This window comes from Bifidobacterium thermacidophilum subsp. thermacidophilum DSM 15837 (assembly GCF_000426425.1).
Lineage (GTDB): Bacteria > Actinomycetota > Actinomycetes > Actinomycetales > Bifidobacteriaceae > Bifidobacterium > Bifidobacterium thermacidophilum.
In genome coordinates this window covers 62,597-78,042 of the sequence record NZ_AUFI01000014.1, presented here as the reverse complement: position 1 = coordinate 78,042, position 15,446 = coordinate 62,597, and the positions used below count along the sequence as shown (strand labels likewise).

General features: G+C 60.1%; 12 protein-coding genes and 1 pseudogene. 12 read left to right on the top strand and 1 reads right to left on the bottom strand.

The genetic code is table 11. The features are described 5' to 3' along the window. Positions 1 to 203 (bottom strand): annotated as a pseudogene (locus K315_RS10970) (IS256 family transposase); the annotation flags it as partial. Between the two features lie 1,621 nt (positions 204 to 1,824). Here K315_RS10970 and rpsL point away from each other — a divergent pair. The 12 genes from rpsL to gmk all read left to right on the top strand — a co-directional run bounded on the left by rpsL (position 1,825) and on the right by gmk (position 15,346). After that, complete coding sequence (gene rpsL / locus K315_RS0109000) at positions 1,825 to 2,196, top strand: 30S ribosomal protein S12 (protein ID WP_004269067.1); 372 nt, start codon at positions 1,825 to 1,827, stop codon at positions 2,194 to 2,196. A gap of 5 nt (positions 2,197 to 2,201) precedes the next feature. Further along, positions 2,202 to 2,672 carry a 30S ribosomal protein S7 gene (gene rpsG / locus K315_RS0108995; RefSeq protein ID WP_029577152.1) on the top strand — a complete coding sequence of 157 codons (471 nt, stop codon included), beginning with the start codon at positions 2,202 to 2,204 and terminating at the stop codon, positions 2,670 to 2,672. A gap of 33 nt (positions 2,673 to 2,705) precedes the next feature. After that, a complete protein-coding gene (fusA, locus tag K315_RS0108990; RefSeq protein ID WP_029577151.1) occupies positions 2,706 to 4,835 on the top strand; it encodes an elongation factor G in 2,130 nt (709 codons plus the stop codon). Between the two features lie 170 nt (positions 4,836 to 5,005). Then, positions 5,006 to 6,205 carry an elongation factor Tu gene (gene tuf, locus K315_RS0108985; protein ID WP_029577150.1) on the top strand — a complete coding sequence of 400 codons (1,200 nt, stop codon included), beginning with the start codon at positions 5,006 to 5,008 and terminating at the stop codon, positions 6,203 to 6,205. A gap of 433 nt (positions 6,206 to 6,638) precedes the next feature. Further along, the gene (locus tag K315_RS0108980) at positions 6,639 to 7,334 is read left to right on the top strand and encodes an alpha-hydroxy-acid oxidizing protein (protein WP_044091205.1); all 696 of its coding nucleotides are present in this window, start codon (positions 6,639 to 6,641) and stop codon (positions 7,332 to 7,334) included. Next, positions 7,303 to 7,674 carry an alpha-hydroxy-acid oxidizing protein gene (locus K315_RS0108975; RefSeq protein WP_244874301.1) on the top strand — a complete coding sequence of 124 codons (372 nt, stop codon included), beginning with the start codon at positions 7,303 to 7,305 and terminating at the stop codon, positions 7,672 to 7,674. The genes K315_RS0108980 and K315_RS0108975 overlap by 32 nt, the downstream gene beginning before the upstream one ends. A 122-nt stretch (positions 7,675 to 7,796) precedes the next feature. After that, entirely contained in the window at positions 7,797 to 8,360 is a 564-nt protein-coding gene (efp, locus tag K315_RS0108970; protein ID WP_015450694.1) for an elongation factor P, read from the top strand. Positions 8,361 to 8,380: 20 nt separating this feature from the next. Next, positions 8,381 to 9,016, top strand: a complete 636-nt coding sequence (gene nusB, locus K315_RS0108965; RefSeq protein ID WP_029577147.1) for a transcription antitermination factor NusB — start codon at positions 8,381 to 8,383, stop codon at positions 9,014 to 9,016. A gap of 78 nt (positions 9,017 to 9,094) precedes the next feature. Next, positions 9,095 to 10,315, top strand: a complete 1,221-nt coding sequence (gene carA, locus K315_RS0108960; RefSeq protein WP_029577146.1) for a glutamine-hydrolyzing carbamoyl-phosphate synthase small subunit — start codon at positions 9,095 to 9,097, stop codon at positions 10,313 to 10,315. Beyond that, positions 10,308 to 13,694, top strand: coding sequence for a carbamoyl-phosphate synthase large subunit (gene carB / locus K315_RS0108955; protein WP_029577145.1), 3,387 nt, complete (start codon positions 10,308 to 10,310; stop codon positions 13,692 to 13,694). The genes carA and carB overlap by 8 nt, the downstream gene beginning before the upstream one ends. Continuing rightward, entirely contained in the window at positions 13,691 to 14,623 is a 933-nt protein-coding gene (pyrF, locus tag K315_RS10810) for an orotidine-5'-phosphate decarboxylase (protein ID WP_029577144.1), read from the top strand. The genes carB and pyrF overlap by 4 nt, the downstream gene beginning before the upstream one ends. Before the next feature lie 102 nt (positions 14,624 to 14,725). Then, positions 14,726 to 15,346 carry a guanylate kinase gene (gmk, locus tag K315_RS10805; RefSeq protein WP_033491949.1) on the top strand — a complete coding sequence of 207 codons (621 nt, stop codon included), beginning with the start codon at positions 14,726 to 14,728 and terminating at the stop codon, positions 15,344 to 15,346. Positions 15,347 to 15,446: the final 100 nt, after the last annotated feature.

Here is a 15,446-nt window from a genome sequence, read left to right as displayed (position 1 = left end):
GGGCGCAGGCCCCAGCACCAGGAGGTCCTCTTGCGGAACGCGCGCGACCCGGACGGCTGCGGCGATGGCGCGAGCAGCCAGCCGAGGAACTCCGCCAGCTCGGCGCGTCTGCGCCTGGACAGGTCACGTACCGCGCCCGTCGTCCTGCAACCCGGGCACATCCAGCGTTGGCGTCCGAGCCGGTCATGGCCGTTCTTCTTCATCCTCGCCCCGCACAATCCACACTCCGGGGCCCTGTTCGATCGTGTCCTCATCACCCCATGAAGACACAGGAACCAAGTCCGACACCCCGACACGCTTACGGGCACAACGCCTGCGGGGATTATAAGCAATAACTTTGGTTCCTATATGCCCGCAATCGTCGCTCTCGCAAACCGGGTTATTGGGGTTATATACCGGAATGTGTGTCCGGTGGTGGTGTGTATAGGGGCTTGGATCATCGTTCCGGCCTGCGTGCGCACCCTGTATGCCGTGGCATGCGAAGCCGGACAGATGTCGGCGGGAAGCGGCGGCGCGCCGCCGTGTCCCGCGGCTTGCGCATGCTCGGACATACGTAACTCGGCATATCGCCTCTGGACGGGACGTGATGTCCCGCGTCTGCCGTGCGGCGTATGCCGGGGCATACGCAAACCGGCATTACCGCCCCCAGAGCGGCAGGAAGGCCTTCCATCAGGCGCGTGATGTATGCCGTGGCATACGCGGCGCGGTGCATTCGAACCGCCCGCATGCCTTGCGCCGCAACGGGTCCGCGCCGATTCCGGACACACATTCCGGCCGGGCTCGAAAGTGGCGGCGTGGGGATCCGGAACCGCGGCACGCCCGGCAGGACAACCCCCACACCCGATTCCGGACACACATTTTCGCCAATAACCCGCGGGAGCGGTGTCACGAAGCTTTATACGGCGGCCTGCCCGTCGTGTTCCGCCGTCACGAATCCGGCGTTTCTTTTTCTGCCAGTCTGCGCAAATCCGGTATAATTACAAGTGAAGGCCGGAGTTGGATCCAGTCGAGCAAGTCGGCGGGATCCAATGGAGCGCAAGCCCGTAAGGGCAGGTGCAGCGCCTTCGAGATAATTGAATATCGAAAACTGAATTTGGTGATGATTATGTGCGGCACGGGCAGTACGGCAAGGTAGGCCGGGCCGCTGAAGCCAGCTGGCGTAACAAGCGCATGAGGCGCTAGGTATGTTGTGTTGGTGAATGGCATAAGGTTTAGGTTGCCGCGCAAGGTGGCGCGGCGTTGGACATGATGATCACCTCCTTCCAGGGTGGCCCCCGCGGATGCAGTCCGGCATCGCGGGGGCCACCTCATTTTTCCTGGGATCAACCGATTGCGGGATTCCAAAGGGTTAGGCCCATGGGTCTTCCTGGTGCTGGAACCCATACCGAGTAGCCTCAATAACCGTCTGCGGACTCTGACTGAGCCTTTAGGGTCGGCGGAGGCGGAACGACATTTTCTGCCGACGCCAGGGGCGGCTGAGTGTCGGTAGAAGTGAAGTGGCGACCGTCTGCCGGCGATCGGATAGGGTTGACATCGGGGGAGGGGCGAAGTCAGGACTCTTTGGTGGATGCGTTGGCGTGTCGAATCCAGTCTGATGATATAGTAAAAATTCGTGTGTGCCAGCGGCATGCCTTATGTAACAGGCATGGGCGCTGGGATATCCCGGAATCCGTTAGATTGCGCGCGGTAACGTGGCGGCAGGAGGAAGACGGGCCATCGGGCCGGTGGACTGTGGCTGTTTCTTGTCTCCGATCAACGGATGCATGGGGCTGCAGCGCGGCGGCTTCACCTGAACAACAGTATCAATGAATCGGAGAACTGAAGTTGCCTACGATTGAACAACTTGTCCGCAAGGGACGTAAGGCCAAGCCGAAGAAGTCCAAGACTTTGGCCCTGAAGGGAAGCCCGCTGCGCCGTGGCGTGTGCACCCGTGTGTATACCACCACCCCGAAGAAGCCGAATTCGGCTCTGCGTAAGGTCGCTCGTGTGCGTCTGAGCTCGGGCATCGAAGTCACCGCTTACATCCCCGGCGAAGGCCACAACCTGCAGGAGCACTCCATCGTGCTCGTGCGTGGCGGCCGTGTGAAGGATTTGCCGGGCGTGCGTTACCACATCGTGCGTGGCGCGCTTGATACCCAGGGCGTCAAGGACCGCAAGCAGGGTCGTTCCCTGTACGGAGCAAAGAAGGCGAAGTAAGAGATATGTCACGTAAAGGACCCGCTAAGAAGCATCAGGTGCTGCCCGATCCGATCTACGGTTCGACCGTTGTGGCGCAGCTCATCAACAAGATCCTGTTCGACGGCAAGAAGTCGATCGCTGAGGACATCGTGTATTCAGCTCTTGATATGGTCAAAGAGAAAACCGATCAGGAGCCGGTTGCTGTGCTCAAGCGCGCACTCGACAACATCCGCCCGAGCCTCGAGGTCCGTTCCCGCCGCGTCGGCGGTGCGACCTACCAGGTCCCGGTCGAGGTGAAGCCTGCTCGCGCGAATACGCTGTCGCTGCGCTGGCTGACCGACTTCTCCCGCGCTCGTCGCGAGAAGACCATGGCCGAGCGCCTCGCCAACGAGATTCTCGACGCGTCCAACGGTCTCGGTGCTTCAGTGAAGCGTCGCGAGGACACCCACAAGATGGCGGAGGCCAACAAGGCGTTCGCTCATTACCGCTGGTAATTGACCGAAGAGAACAAGAGCTAAGGAACACTTATGGCACTGGACGTGCTTTCCGACCTGCATAAGGTCCGCAACATCGGCATTATGGCTCACATCGATGCCGGTAAGACAACCACCACCGAACGCATCCTGTACTACACCGGCAAGAACTACAAGATCGGTGAGACGCACGATGGCGCTTCGACGATGGACTTCATGGCTCAGGAGCAGGAGCGCGGCATCACCATTCAGTCCGCTGCAACCACCTGCTTCTGGCATCGTCAGACCCACGACGTGGACGATGAGTTCCAGATCAACATCATCGACACCCCTGGCCACGTGGACTTCACCGCTGAGGTGGAGCGCTCCCTGCGCGTGCTTGATGGCGCCATCGCCGTCTTCGACGGCAAGGAAGGCGTGGAACCGCAGTCCGAAACCGTGTGGCGTCAGGCTGACAAGTATTCGGTTCCGCGTATCTGCTTCATCAACAAGATGGATAAGCTCGGCGCCGACTTCTACTACTCCGTGCAGACCATCAAGGACAAGCTGGGCGTCAAGCCGCTCGTCATTCAGCTGCCGATCGGCGCTGAGAACGACTTCGCCGGCGTCGTCGACCTGGTCCGTATGAAGGCTTACGTCTGGAACGACGTCAAGGATGATCTCGGTGCGCACTACGACACCGTCGACATCCCGGATGATCTCAAGGACAAGGCCGAACAGTATCGCGCCGAACTGCTCGACGCGTGCGCCGAGACCGATGAGGATCTGCTCGAGAAGTACCTCGAATCCGGCGAAATGTCCGAGGACGAGATTCGTACCGCGATCCGCAAGCTCACCATCGCACGCGAGGCCTTCCCGGTGACCTGCGGTTCCGCGTTCAAGGACAAGGGCGTGCAGCCGATGCTCGATGCAGTCGTCGACTACCTGCCGAGCCCTGAGGACATCCCGGCCATCAAGGGCTTCAAGCCCGGCGACGAATCCGTCGAAATCGACCGCAAGCCGACTATGGACGATCCGTTCTCCGCGCTGGTCTTCAAGATCTCGACCCACCCGTTCTACGGCAAGCTCGTGTTCGTGCGTGTCTACTCCGGCTCCGTCAAGCCCGGCGACACCGTCCTCGACTCCACCAAGGACAAGAAGGAACGCGTCGGCAAGATCTTCCAGATGCACGCCGACAAGGAGAACCCGGTCGACGCCGCAGAAGCCGGCAACATCTACACCTTCGTCGGTCTGAAGAACGTGACGACCGGCGATACGCTGTGCGATGAGAAGAACCCGATCTCCCTGACCTCCATGACCTTCCCCGACCCGGTGATCGAGGTCGCCGTGGAGCCGAAGACCAAGGCCGATCAGGAGAAGATGAGCATCGCTCTGGCGAAGCTGTCCGACGAGGATCCGACCTTCCGCGTCAAGACCGACGAAGAGTCCGGCCAGACGCTGATTTCCGGCATGGGCGAGCTCCAGCTCGACATCATCGTCGACCGTATGCGTCGCGAGTTCAAGGTTGAGGCAAATGTCGGCAAGCCGCAGGTCGCGTACCGCGAGACCATCCGCAAGGCCGTCATGAACCAGGAGTACACCCACAAGAAGCAGACTGGTGGTTCCGGCCAGTTCGCTAAGGTGCTCATGAACTTCGAGCCGATCGATCCGGCTTCCGGCAAGACCTACGAGTTCGTCAACGAGGTTACCGGCGGCCACATCACCAAGGAGTTCATCCCGGCAATCGACGCTGGCGTTCAGGAAGCCATGCAGTCCGGCGTGCTCGCCGGATTCCCGGTGGTCGGCGTCAAGGCGACCGTTACCGACGGCCAGACCCACGATGTCGATTCCTCGGAAATGGCGTTCAAGATCGCCGGCTCCATGTGCTTCAAGGAAGCTGCTCCGAAGGCCAAGCCGGTCATCCTCGAGCCGATTATGGCCGTCGAAGTCCGTACGCCGGAAGAGTACATGGGCGACGTCATGGGTGACCTGAACGCCCGTCGTGGCTCCATCCAGTCCATGACCGACGCCACCGGCGTGAAGGTCATCGACGCGAAGGTTCCGCTCTCCGAGATGTTCGGTTACATCGGCGATCTGCGTTCCAAGACGCAGGGTCGCGCAATGTTCACCATGCAGATGGATTCGTACGCAGAGGTCCCGAAGGCCGTCTCGGACGAGATCATCAAGGCCCAGCGCGGCGAGTGACACACTGAGCCACATCGGACTTGCCCTGTCCCCAGTCAGCGCTAGAATAGACAAACGTTGACTGGGTTCGGGCTCTGATGTGGCACACAACCCAGAAACCCAGTAATATGTAGCGAGTGCTTTGTGCGAAGATCGCACAGGCAAACTACGAGACGTCCAGGAGGACACACATGGCAAAGGAAAAGTACGAGCGTACTAAGCCGCACGTTAACATCGGCACCATCGGCCACGTCGATCATGGCAAGACGACCCTGACCGCCGCCATCTCCAAGGTGCTGCACGAGGAGTATCCGGATCTCAACCCGGAGTATGACTTCGACCAGATCGACGCCGCTCCTGAAGAGAAGCAGCGTGGTATCACCATCAACATCGCCCACATCGAGTACCAGACCGCGAAGCGCCACTACGCTCACGTGGACTGCCCTGGCCACGCCGACTTCGTGAAGAACATGATCACCGGCGCTGCTCAGATGGATGGCGCCATCCTCGTTGTGGCTGCCACCGACGGCCCGATGGCTCAGACTCGCGAGCATGTGCTGCTCGCTCGCCAGGTCGGCGTGCCGCGCATCCTGGTCGCTCTGAACAAGTGCGATATGGTTGACGACGAAGAGCTGATCGACCTCGTCGAAGAAGAGGTCCGCGACCTCCTCGACGAGAACGGCTTCGATCGTGACTGCCCGGTCATCCGTACCTCCGCGTACGGCGCCCTGCACGACGATGCTCCGGATCACGAGAAGTGGGTCCAGACCGTCAAGGATCTTATGGATGCCGTCGACGACTACATCCCGACCCCGGTCCACGATCTCGACAAGCCGTTCCTGATGCCGATCGAAGATGTCTTCACCATCTCAGGCCGTGGCACCGTGGTGACCGGCCGTGTTGAGCGTGGTAAGCTCCCGGTGAACTCCAACGTGGAGATCGTCGGTCTGCGTGACACCCAGACGACCACCGTCACCTCAATCGAGACCTTCCACAAGCAGATGGACGAGGCCGAGGCTGGCGACAACACCGGTCTGCTGCTCCGCGGCATCAACCGTGACCAGGTCGAGCGTGGCCAGGTCGTGGCTGCTCCGGGTTCCGTGACCCCGCACCACAAGTTCGAGGGCGAAGTCTACGTCCTGACCAAGGACGAGGGCGGCCGTCACTCGCCGTTCTTCTCGAACTACCGTCCGCAGTTCTACTTCCGCACCACCGACGTCACCGGCGTTATCACCCTGCCGGAAGGCGTCGAGATGGTCCAGCCTGGCGATCACGCGACCTTCACGGTCGAGCTGATCCAGCCGGTCGCCATGGAAGAGGGCCTCACCTTCGCTGTGCGTGAAGGTGGCCACACCGTCGGCTCCGGTCGTGTGACCAAGATCATCGAGTAGTCTGCATATCGCAGGTACTCCCTGACACGCTGAAGTAGCGTTAACGCCCCCTGAGGTTATCCTCGGGGGCGTTTTCATTTCCCCGGTCATTCCGCCCAATCTTGGTCATTCCCAGCAATTTCTGGTCATTCCCGGTACATCCCCCGGTGATTCCCGGTAAATCATTGTCATTCCTCATGCATGTACCCGGCATACCCACCCAGCGATTCTGGCCTTGGCAATTATGGGACCGAATACCAGCTATCGAAAGAAGCGATACCCTGACCGGGCCGCATCGCGGAATGTCATACGGATTCCTTACGCCCGCACTCTAATGTTCCCTACATCACAGATGGCAGTCGTCATGTCACGATACCGCAGACAGCCGGCACAGCAGATGAGAGGACGTGAGAATATGGATTGGACCGCGATACACGCACAGGCGACGGCAAACATGACCGAAGCAGGATTGCAGTATGAGGACGGCAATGCAGATATCGACGGCGGACATCGTGACATCGACACTTTGGCGTGGCGGCGTTTCGGTATCCTGCCGCGGGCGTTCCACAATGTAGGGGACATCGATACGTCTGTCACCATCGGTGGGCGTACCATCTCCACGCCGATTTTCGGAGCGCCTACCGCATACCACCGGCTAGCTAGCAAGAATGGGGAGATTACCTCACAAAACGGCATGGACCGTGCCGGCACGTTCATCGTCTACCCGACGAATGCATCAGAGCCCGTAGAACATTTCGCTGCTGAGGCACAAGGCGACTGGTGGCAGCAGGTCTACCTGTTCGATAACCATAAGGTTTCCGAGGCTTTCATCGAACGTTCCGTGGCGTCCGGTGCCAAGGCACTCATGTTGACTTTGGACTGCCCGGGTTATCGCCGCGACTTCGGATTCCGCAACGGCATCGACGGCACATGGGAAGGGGCAAGCGGCAATTTCCCGGACATGCATATGACCGATTGGACGCTCAACCTCGCGACATCCATTACCCCGAAGGACATCCAATGGCTCAAGGAAATATCGGGGCTGCCGGTGTACGTCAAGGGGGGTGATGCGTCCCGAGGACGCCGTCACAGCGATGAATGCAGGAGCGGCCGGTGTCATGGTATCCAATCATGGACGACGCCAAGTTGACGGTGTCGTTCCTGTGGCGTATGCGCTGCCCAGAATACGCCGCGCGCTCGGGCGCGATGCCGAAATTTTCGCTGATACCGGTATCCGCACCGGCGGTGACGTCTTCCGCGCGCTTGCGCTTGGGGCGAACGCGGTCGGTCTGGGGCGTCCCATTCAGTGGGCCGCAGCTGCCGGGGGAGAGGACGGCATCACGAAAATGATTGAGCGCATCACCGATGAGCTGGCTCACACCATGAACTCCGCAGGAGTGTCTCGCATCGCGGATATCGACGAATCCTTCCTGGTGGAAGGGCAGGGGCCGTCAGCCGTCCTATCAGGGGTTCACGGCATCGCCGCGTGAGGGTGTCGTTGCTGTGCCGTAGTCGGAATGAATCGCGCCTGTTTTGCGGTCAACTCGTTGTGGCATAATGGGCAAGGCATTTTTTGTTTTGCCTCAAGTAACTGAAGAATAGGTGAATACACGTGGCACAAACTACCAATGACATCAAGAACGGCTCTGTTCTGAATCTCGACGGCCAGCTGTGGCAGGTCATTAAGTTCCAGCACGTCAAGCCGGGCAAGGGGCCCGCTTTCGTGCGTACCACCATCAAGAACGTGCTGTCGGGCAAGATCGTCGACAAGACCTTCAACGCCGGCATGAAGATGGAATTCGAGACCGTCGACAACCGCACCCTCCAGTACTCCTACGAGGACGGTGACAACTACGTGTTCATGGATATGACCACGTATGACCAGATCATGATTCCGAAGGAGCTCATCGGCGAGCAGAGCAAGTATCTGCTCGAAGGCACCGATTGCATCGTCAGCTTCCATGACGGCACTCCGCTGAGCGTCGAGCTGCCGGCTTCTGTCATCCTGACCATCACGCACACCGAGCCGGGCTTGCAGGGCAACCGCTCCAACGCGGGCACCAAGCCTGCGACCGTCGAGACCGGCGCTGAGATCCAGGTTCCGCTGTTCATCAACGAAGGCGAGAAGGTCAAGGTCGACACGCGTGACGGCTCCTACCTCGGTCGTGAGAACTGAGAGCGAGGATTTGAGGTTTCATGGCACGTTCCACCGCCCGTAAGAGGGCTCTGAACACGTTGTACGAAGCGGATGAGAAGGGACAGGATATCCTGTCCCTTCTTGCTGAGCGCATCGCCAACCCCGGTACGCAATCACCGCTTCCCGACTATGCGATTGAAATTGTCCGCGGCGTCGCTGAGCACCGTGGAGAGATCGACCATCTGCTCGACGAACATTCCACCGGCTGGAAAGTCAAGCGTATGGCCGTTGTCGATCGCAACGTCCTGCGCATCGCCACCTGGGAGATCCTGTACCACGACGAAGTGCCGGACAAAGTCGCTATCGACGAGGCGATCAGTCTCGCCAAGACGTTGAGCGACGAAGGTTCGACATCGTTCATCCACGGATTGCTCAGCGCCATCTGCGGTGTAAAAGAAGAGCACCTCGCCCATCAGGCCGAGTTGGAACGGCATCGCGAGCAATCGGAGTCTCAGCCCGAAGGCGACGCGCCTGAGGCATCGGGCATCGATGACGCCGAGGACTCGGAGCCGCCCACACAACAGACGGCATCCGATGGCGAATCGACGGATACGGTTCCCAACGATTCGGGAACGGCATCCGGATCGGATGATTCGCATGAGGACTCGCCGCAAGACCAGCACACGACCAACTGACACCGGGCATCGGCCGGCGTGAGAGTCCCAGCCGGCCGGTATCCTTCGTACGAATACCCAAAGAATAAGGGGGTTTTGGTGAACCAGAACGATTCCGAAGCCGTGGATTTCTCACTTGATGATGCAGTACTTGTCCTCGAAGACGGGCAAGTGTATGTCGGCGAGCCGTACGGCGCAATCGGTACGACCCACGGGGAGATCGTCTTCACGACCGGCATGACCGGATACCAGGAGACACTGACCGACCCGAGCTACGATCGCCAGATTGTGGTGCAGACGTTCCCACACATCGGGAATACCGGAATCAACAAGGAGGATCCCGAATCCTCCCGAATCTGGGTCGCCGGTTACGTGGTGCGCGACCCCAGCCCGAACGTGAGCAATTGGCGCGCCACGGGAAGTCTTGACGATGATCTGACCGGCAACGGTATCGTCGGCATCAGCAGCATCGACACCCGAAAACTGGTGCGCCACCTGCGCTCCGCAGGCGTCATGCGTGCAGGAATCTTCTCAGGCGACGCTCTGATCGACAGCGGAACGGGCAAGCCGCGTAGCGTTGCGTCCATGATCGACGAAGTGCGTGGCATTCCGCAGATGAAAGGCATGAGCCTGTATGACGAGGTCAGCACCGAGCAGATGTACACCATCGAGCCGTGTGGCCAATTTGAAGGCAAGGAGCCGCTGTTCACCGTCGCCGCGGTGGATCTGGGCATCAAGGGCATGACCCCGCACCGCATGGCCGAACGAGGGTGCCGTGTGCATGTCGTTCCTTCCACCATCACCTTCAAAGAACTCGAAGACCTCCACCCTGACGGTGTGTTCTTCTCCAATGGTCCGGGCGACCCTGAACAGGCCGATCCGGAAGTCAATCTGCTGCGTCAGGTATTGGACGCAGGATACCCGTTCTTCGGCATCTGCTTCGGCAACCAGCTGCTGGGCAGGGCACTTGGCTTCGGCACATACAAACTCAAATTCGGCCATCGCGGCGTCAATCAGCCGGTCAAGGACCTGACCACGGGCAAGGTTGAGATTACCGCGCACAACCACGGCTTCGCGGTCGACGCCCCGGTCGGCCAGCCGGTGGATGCGCCCTACGGGGACGGCAAGTACGGCAAGGTGTTTGTCTCGCATATCGATCTCAACGACAATGTCGTAGAAGGCCTGCAATGCGAAGATATCCCGGCCTTCTCCGTGCAGTACCACCCCGAGGCCGCTGCCGGCCCCCACGACGCTTCCTACCTCTTCGACCGTTTTGTTGAGCTCATGCGTTCCGCCAAGGAGGAAAACGCCAATGCCTAAGCGCACCGATATCAAATCCGTCATGGTCATCGGCTCCGGCCCGATTGTCATCGGGCAGGCCGCAGAATTCGACTATTCCGGCACCCAGGCGTGCCGCGTGCTGCGCGAAGAAGGCGTTCGGGTCATCCTCGTCAACTCCAACCCGGCGACCATCATGACTGATCCGGAGATGGCCGATGCCACCTACATCGAGCCGATTGCCACCCCGATCCTTGAGAAGATCATCGCCAAGGAACGCCCCGACGCCCTGCTGCCGACCCTGGGCGGCCAGACTGCGTTGAACGCCGCGGTCGCGCTCGGCGAGGCTGGCGTCCTCAAGAAATACAATGTCGAACTCATCGGCGCGTCGCTCGAAGCCATTGACCGTGGTGAGGATCGCGAACTGTTCAAGAAGGTTGTCGACAGCTGCGGCGCAGAATCCGCGCGTTCCGCCATCGCCCACTCCATGAAGGAGGTTGACGACATCGTCGCCGAGTTGGGCTACCCGATTGTCGTGCGCCCGAGCTTCACCATGGGCGGCCTCGGTTCGGGCATCGCCCATAACGAGGAGGAGCTCCACCGGATTGCAGGTGCCGGCTTGCACTATTCACCGACCGACGAAGTCTTGCTTGAGGAAGGTATCGAAGGCTGGAAGGAATTCGAGCTCGAGCTCATGCGCGACCGCAAGGACAACGTCGTGGTCGTCTGCCCGATTGAGAACGTCGACCCGGTCGGTGTGCACACCGGCGATTCCATCACCGTGGCGCCGTCATTCACCCTGACGGACCGTGAATACCAGCGCATGCGCGACATCGGCATCGCAATCATCCGTGGCGTGGGCGTGGACACCGGCGGCTGCAACATCCAGTTCGCCATCCATCCCAAGACCGGCCGCATCATCGTCATCGAGATGAACCCGCGCGTCTCGCGTTCTTCCGCCCTCGCATCGAAGGCGACCGGCTTCCCGATCGCGAAAATCGCGACCAAGCTGGCGCTGGGCTACACGCTTGACGAAATCCAGAACGACATCACCAAGTCCACGCCGGCGTCGTTCGAGCCGACCATCGACTACGTGGTGACCAAGGTCCCGCGTTTCGCCTTCGAAAAGTTCCCGGGAGCCGATCCCACGCTGACCACGTCGATGAAATCCGTCGGCGAGGCCATGGCGCTCGGCGGCAACTTCCAGGAATCGCTTGGCAAGGCGATGCGCTCCATCGACAAGCGCCACATGAGCTTCAACTGGGACGGCGATAAGCCTGATCAGCAGGAAGTCGAGCAGCTGCTCGCTGAAGCGAAGATCCCCACCGAACAGCGCTACTTGCAGATTATGCGCGCACTGTGGGGCGGTGCAACTGTCGAACAGCTCTATGACGCTACAAAGATCGATCCGTGGTTCTTGGAGCAGTTCGCCCTGATCAACCGCACTGCCATGGAAATCAGGGGAGCGGAGACGCTTTCACCCCGCCTGCTTCGCAAAGCCAAGCAGTCCGGTCTCTCCGATGTGCAGATCGCACACCTGCGCTCTCTCGGCGACGAAGGGGAGAACACCGTCCGCGAGCTGCGCTGGAGCTACGGCATCCGACCTGTGTACAAGACGGTTGACACCTGCGCCGCTGAATTCGACGCGGCGACGCCGTACTACTACTCCTGCTATGCGGACGAAACCGAGCTGCGCAAGCGCGACCGCGAAGCCGTGATCATCCTTGGTTCCGGGCCCAACCGCATCGGACAAGGCATCGAGTTCGACTACACCTGCGTGCACGCGGTGCAGGAGCTCGGCAAGGACTACGACACGATCATGGTCAACTGCAACCCGGAGACCGTGTCCACCGATTACGACATGTCCGACCGGCTGTATTTCGAACCGCTGACCTTCGAAGACGTGCTCGAAATCTACGAAGCCGAGAAGAAGATGGGTCCGATTAAGGGCGTCATCGTCCAGCTTGGTGGGCAGACCCCGCTGTCCCTTGCCGCGCGTCTCAAGGCCGCCGGCGTCCCGATTCTGGGCACTTCGCCCGAATCGATTGATTTGGCCGAGAACCGTGAGCTGTTCGGCGAGGTGCTGCGCAAGGAGCATATGAACGCGCCTCGTTACGGTACGGCACTCAGCCTTGACGAAGCCCGTGAAGCGGCACATAACATCGGGTACCCGGTGCTGGTCCGCCCGAGCTATGTGCTCGGTGGCCGCGGCATGGAAATCGTGTACGACGATGACCAGCTTGAAAAGTACGTCAGCCGTGCGCTCAACGAGGCGAAGGCCGATATGGTCGTCTCCGGGCGTCTGCCCTCCCCGCTGCTTATCGACAAGTTCCTGCAGGACGCCATCGAAATCGATGTTGATGCGCTGTTCGACGGCGAGGAACTCTACATCGGCGGCATCATGGAACATATCGAGGAAGCGGGCGTGCATTCCGGCGACGCCGCATGCACCCTGCCTCCAAGCACGCTCAGTGACGATCAGATCCGCCGCCTGCGTGAAGGCTCCTACGCCATCGCGAAGGGCTGCGGTGTGCGCAGCCTCATCAACGTGCAGTACGCCTTCATGGCCAACACCCTGTACGTTATCGAAGCCAACCCGCGAGCCTCGCGTACCGTTCCGTTCGCTTCAAAGGCAACGGGCGTGTCCTTGGCCAAGGCGGCGGCCCGCATCATGGTCGGTGAAACCATCGCCCAGCAGCGAGCCAACGGTCTGTTGCTGCCGAAGGGCGACGGCGGTGACATCCACCCCGGCCAGCAGGTGGCCGTCAAGGAGTCCGTGCTGCCGTTCAAGCGGTTCCGTACGCCGGTTGGCCGTACCGTGGACATCCTGCTTGGACCGGAAATGCGTTCGACAGGTGAGGTCATGGGCTTCGACCGCGACTTCCCGCACGCCTTCGCCAAGAGCCAGCTCGCCGCGTACGATGGCGGCCTGCCCACCGGCGGCAATGTGTTCATTTCGGTCAACGATATGGACAAGCGTCAGCTGCCACTGTTCGCCAGCCGTCTGGTCGAGCTCGGCTTCAAGATTTGGGCGACAGAAGGCACTGCATCGGTCCTTCGCCGCTACGGCATTGAATCGAAAATCGTCGACAAGTTGTCGACCCGGCTCGATAGTGACGGCAACGCCCAGACCCACGTCGTCCACGCCCCGGGCAGCGTCGGCAAGAATGTCGTGGAGCTTATCGAGGACGGCACCATCGATATGGTGCTCAACACGCCGAACTCTCGAGGATCGCGCGCCGACGGCTACTCGATCCGCGCTGCGGCAATCGCGGCTGACCTGCCTCAATTCACCACAATGACTGAATTCTCCGCGGTGCTTATGGCAATTGAAGCGGTCAAGAAGAACGATTATCAGGTGATGAGCATTCAGGAACATGCCCGTCAGCTCTTCGCGATTGAGAAGCGTGACAACCAATGAGCAGCAGCCCCACTGACAGCGAACGCAAAGCGATGAGATCGGAGTTCGGTGTGCGCCTGCGCATATCGATGGACCATTATGGCCCGTTATGCGTGGGCATCGACCCGCATCGCAAGCTACTGACTGACTGGGGCTACAATGTTGACGCCAGCGGCGCGGAGATGTTCTCCATGCGCATGCTTCAGGCTGCGAATGGCCGTGCCGCTGCCGTCAAATTCCAGGAGTCGATGTTCGAACGGTACGGTTCCAAGGGCATCGCGGCACTGGAACGGGTGTTGTTCGCCGCGCGGCAGATGGGCATCATCACTATCGTCGATTGCCTGCACGGCGGTCTTCCGACTACGATTTCCGCCCTTGCGGACGCATATTTCAAGCCGGGTGCGCCGTTGCTCGCTGATGCGATTACTCTATTGCCGTATTATGGTGCACGCTCATTGAGCGGTCTGATTGACGAAGCGCTTGACAACGGGCGGGGAGTGTTCGTTGCATCGCTCACATCGAATCCCGAAGGTGCGAGCCTGCAAACGGCGATTCGCCAAAAAGGCGAGTACAGAGGCAAAACCGTCGCCTACGGTATTGCCAGTACCGCGCAGAAATTCAACGACACCATGCCCGGCATGGGTTCAGTTGGCCTGATTATCGGGGCGACCATCGGCCAGTGGATTGACGAAAGCGGCATCGACCCGTCCCAGTTCACCGGACCGATTCTCTCACCCGGATACGGGTGGCAAGGAGCGGAAGCCGACGATTTGCGCACTGTATTCAAGGGCACCAAAGGCAATGTCCTGGTCACGGTGTCGCGCTTCATCGCCAAGAACGGGCCGGATATCTCCAACCTCTCCGCGGCGACGGAAGCCATCGCGCTTGACATCAGACAGGCGTTGATGGACGCGACCATCGAAGCGGATGACAGCGCCGACCAAGCCTGAAGAAGCGATTTTTCACGCAATTGGTTGCCGCACGGGCAGCATTCGGTCAATTACACCCGGTTCCAGACAAGACATGCATTTGACGATGAAAGGCGGTATGGGATGACAATCGCGGGTCACAGCGATTCGGCACACAGCACAGGTGGACGGCTTATCGTACTGACCGGCCCGACTGCGGTGGGTAAAGGAACGGTGGAAGCCGCCCTACTGGCCAAGCACCCAGAGGTGTGGGTGTCTGTGTCTGCGACGACCCGTGAGCCTCGCCCCGGCGAAGTCAATGGCGTGAACTATTGGTTCATGAGCGAAGCTGAATTCGTGCGCAAGGAGCAGGAGGGAAAGTTCCTGGAAACGGCGGTCGTCCACGGCATGGCCCATTACGGGACACCACTGCAACCGGTACTTGATCATTTGGCGGCCAACACGCCCACCATCCTCGAAATTGATTTGCAGGGCGCCCGCCGTGTCAAGCAGAAAGCCTCACAGATGGGGCTTGATGTCGTCTACGTGTTCATCGCGCCGCCCAGCTACGAGGAACTGGTACGACGGCTGATCGGTCGTGGTACGGAGAACGAGGAGCAGCGTGCGAAGCGGCTGGAAACTGCGAAGGTCGAACTCGCCGCAGAACCTGAATTCGACGTGGTCATCGTCAACAACACGGTTGATCAGGCGGCGGACGATCTGTGGAAGGTCATCGCCGAAGAATACGGCATCAGCGGGGACTGAGACGACACAACCAGTCCTCGAGCATCTAACGAAACTGCTCGATTGCGACGATACAACCGCGATAAATGATTGGGCACCGCAGCTCCATGCTGCAGGGCCC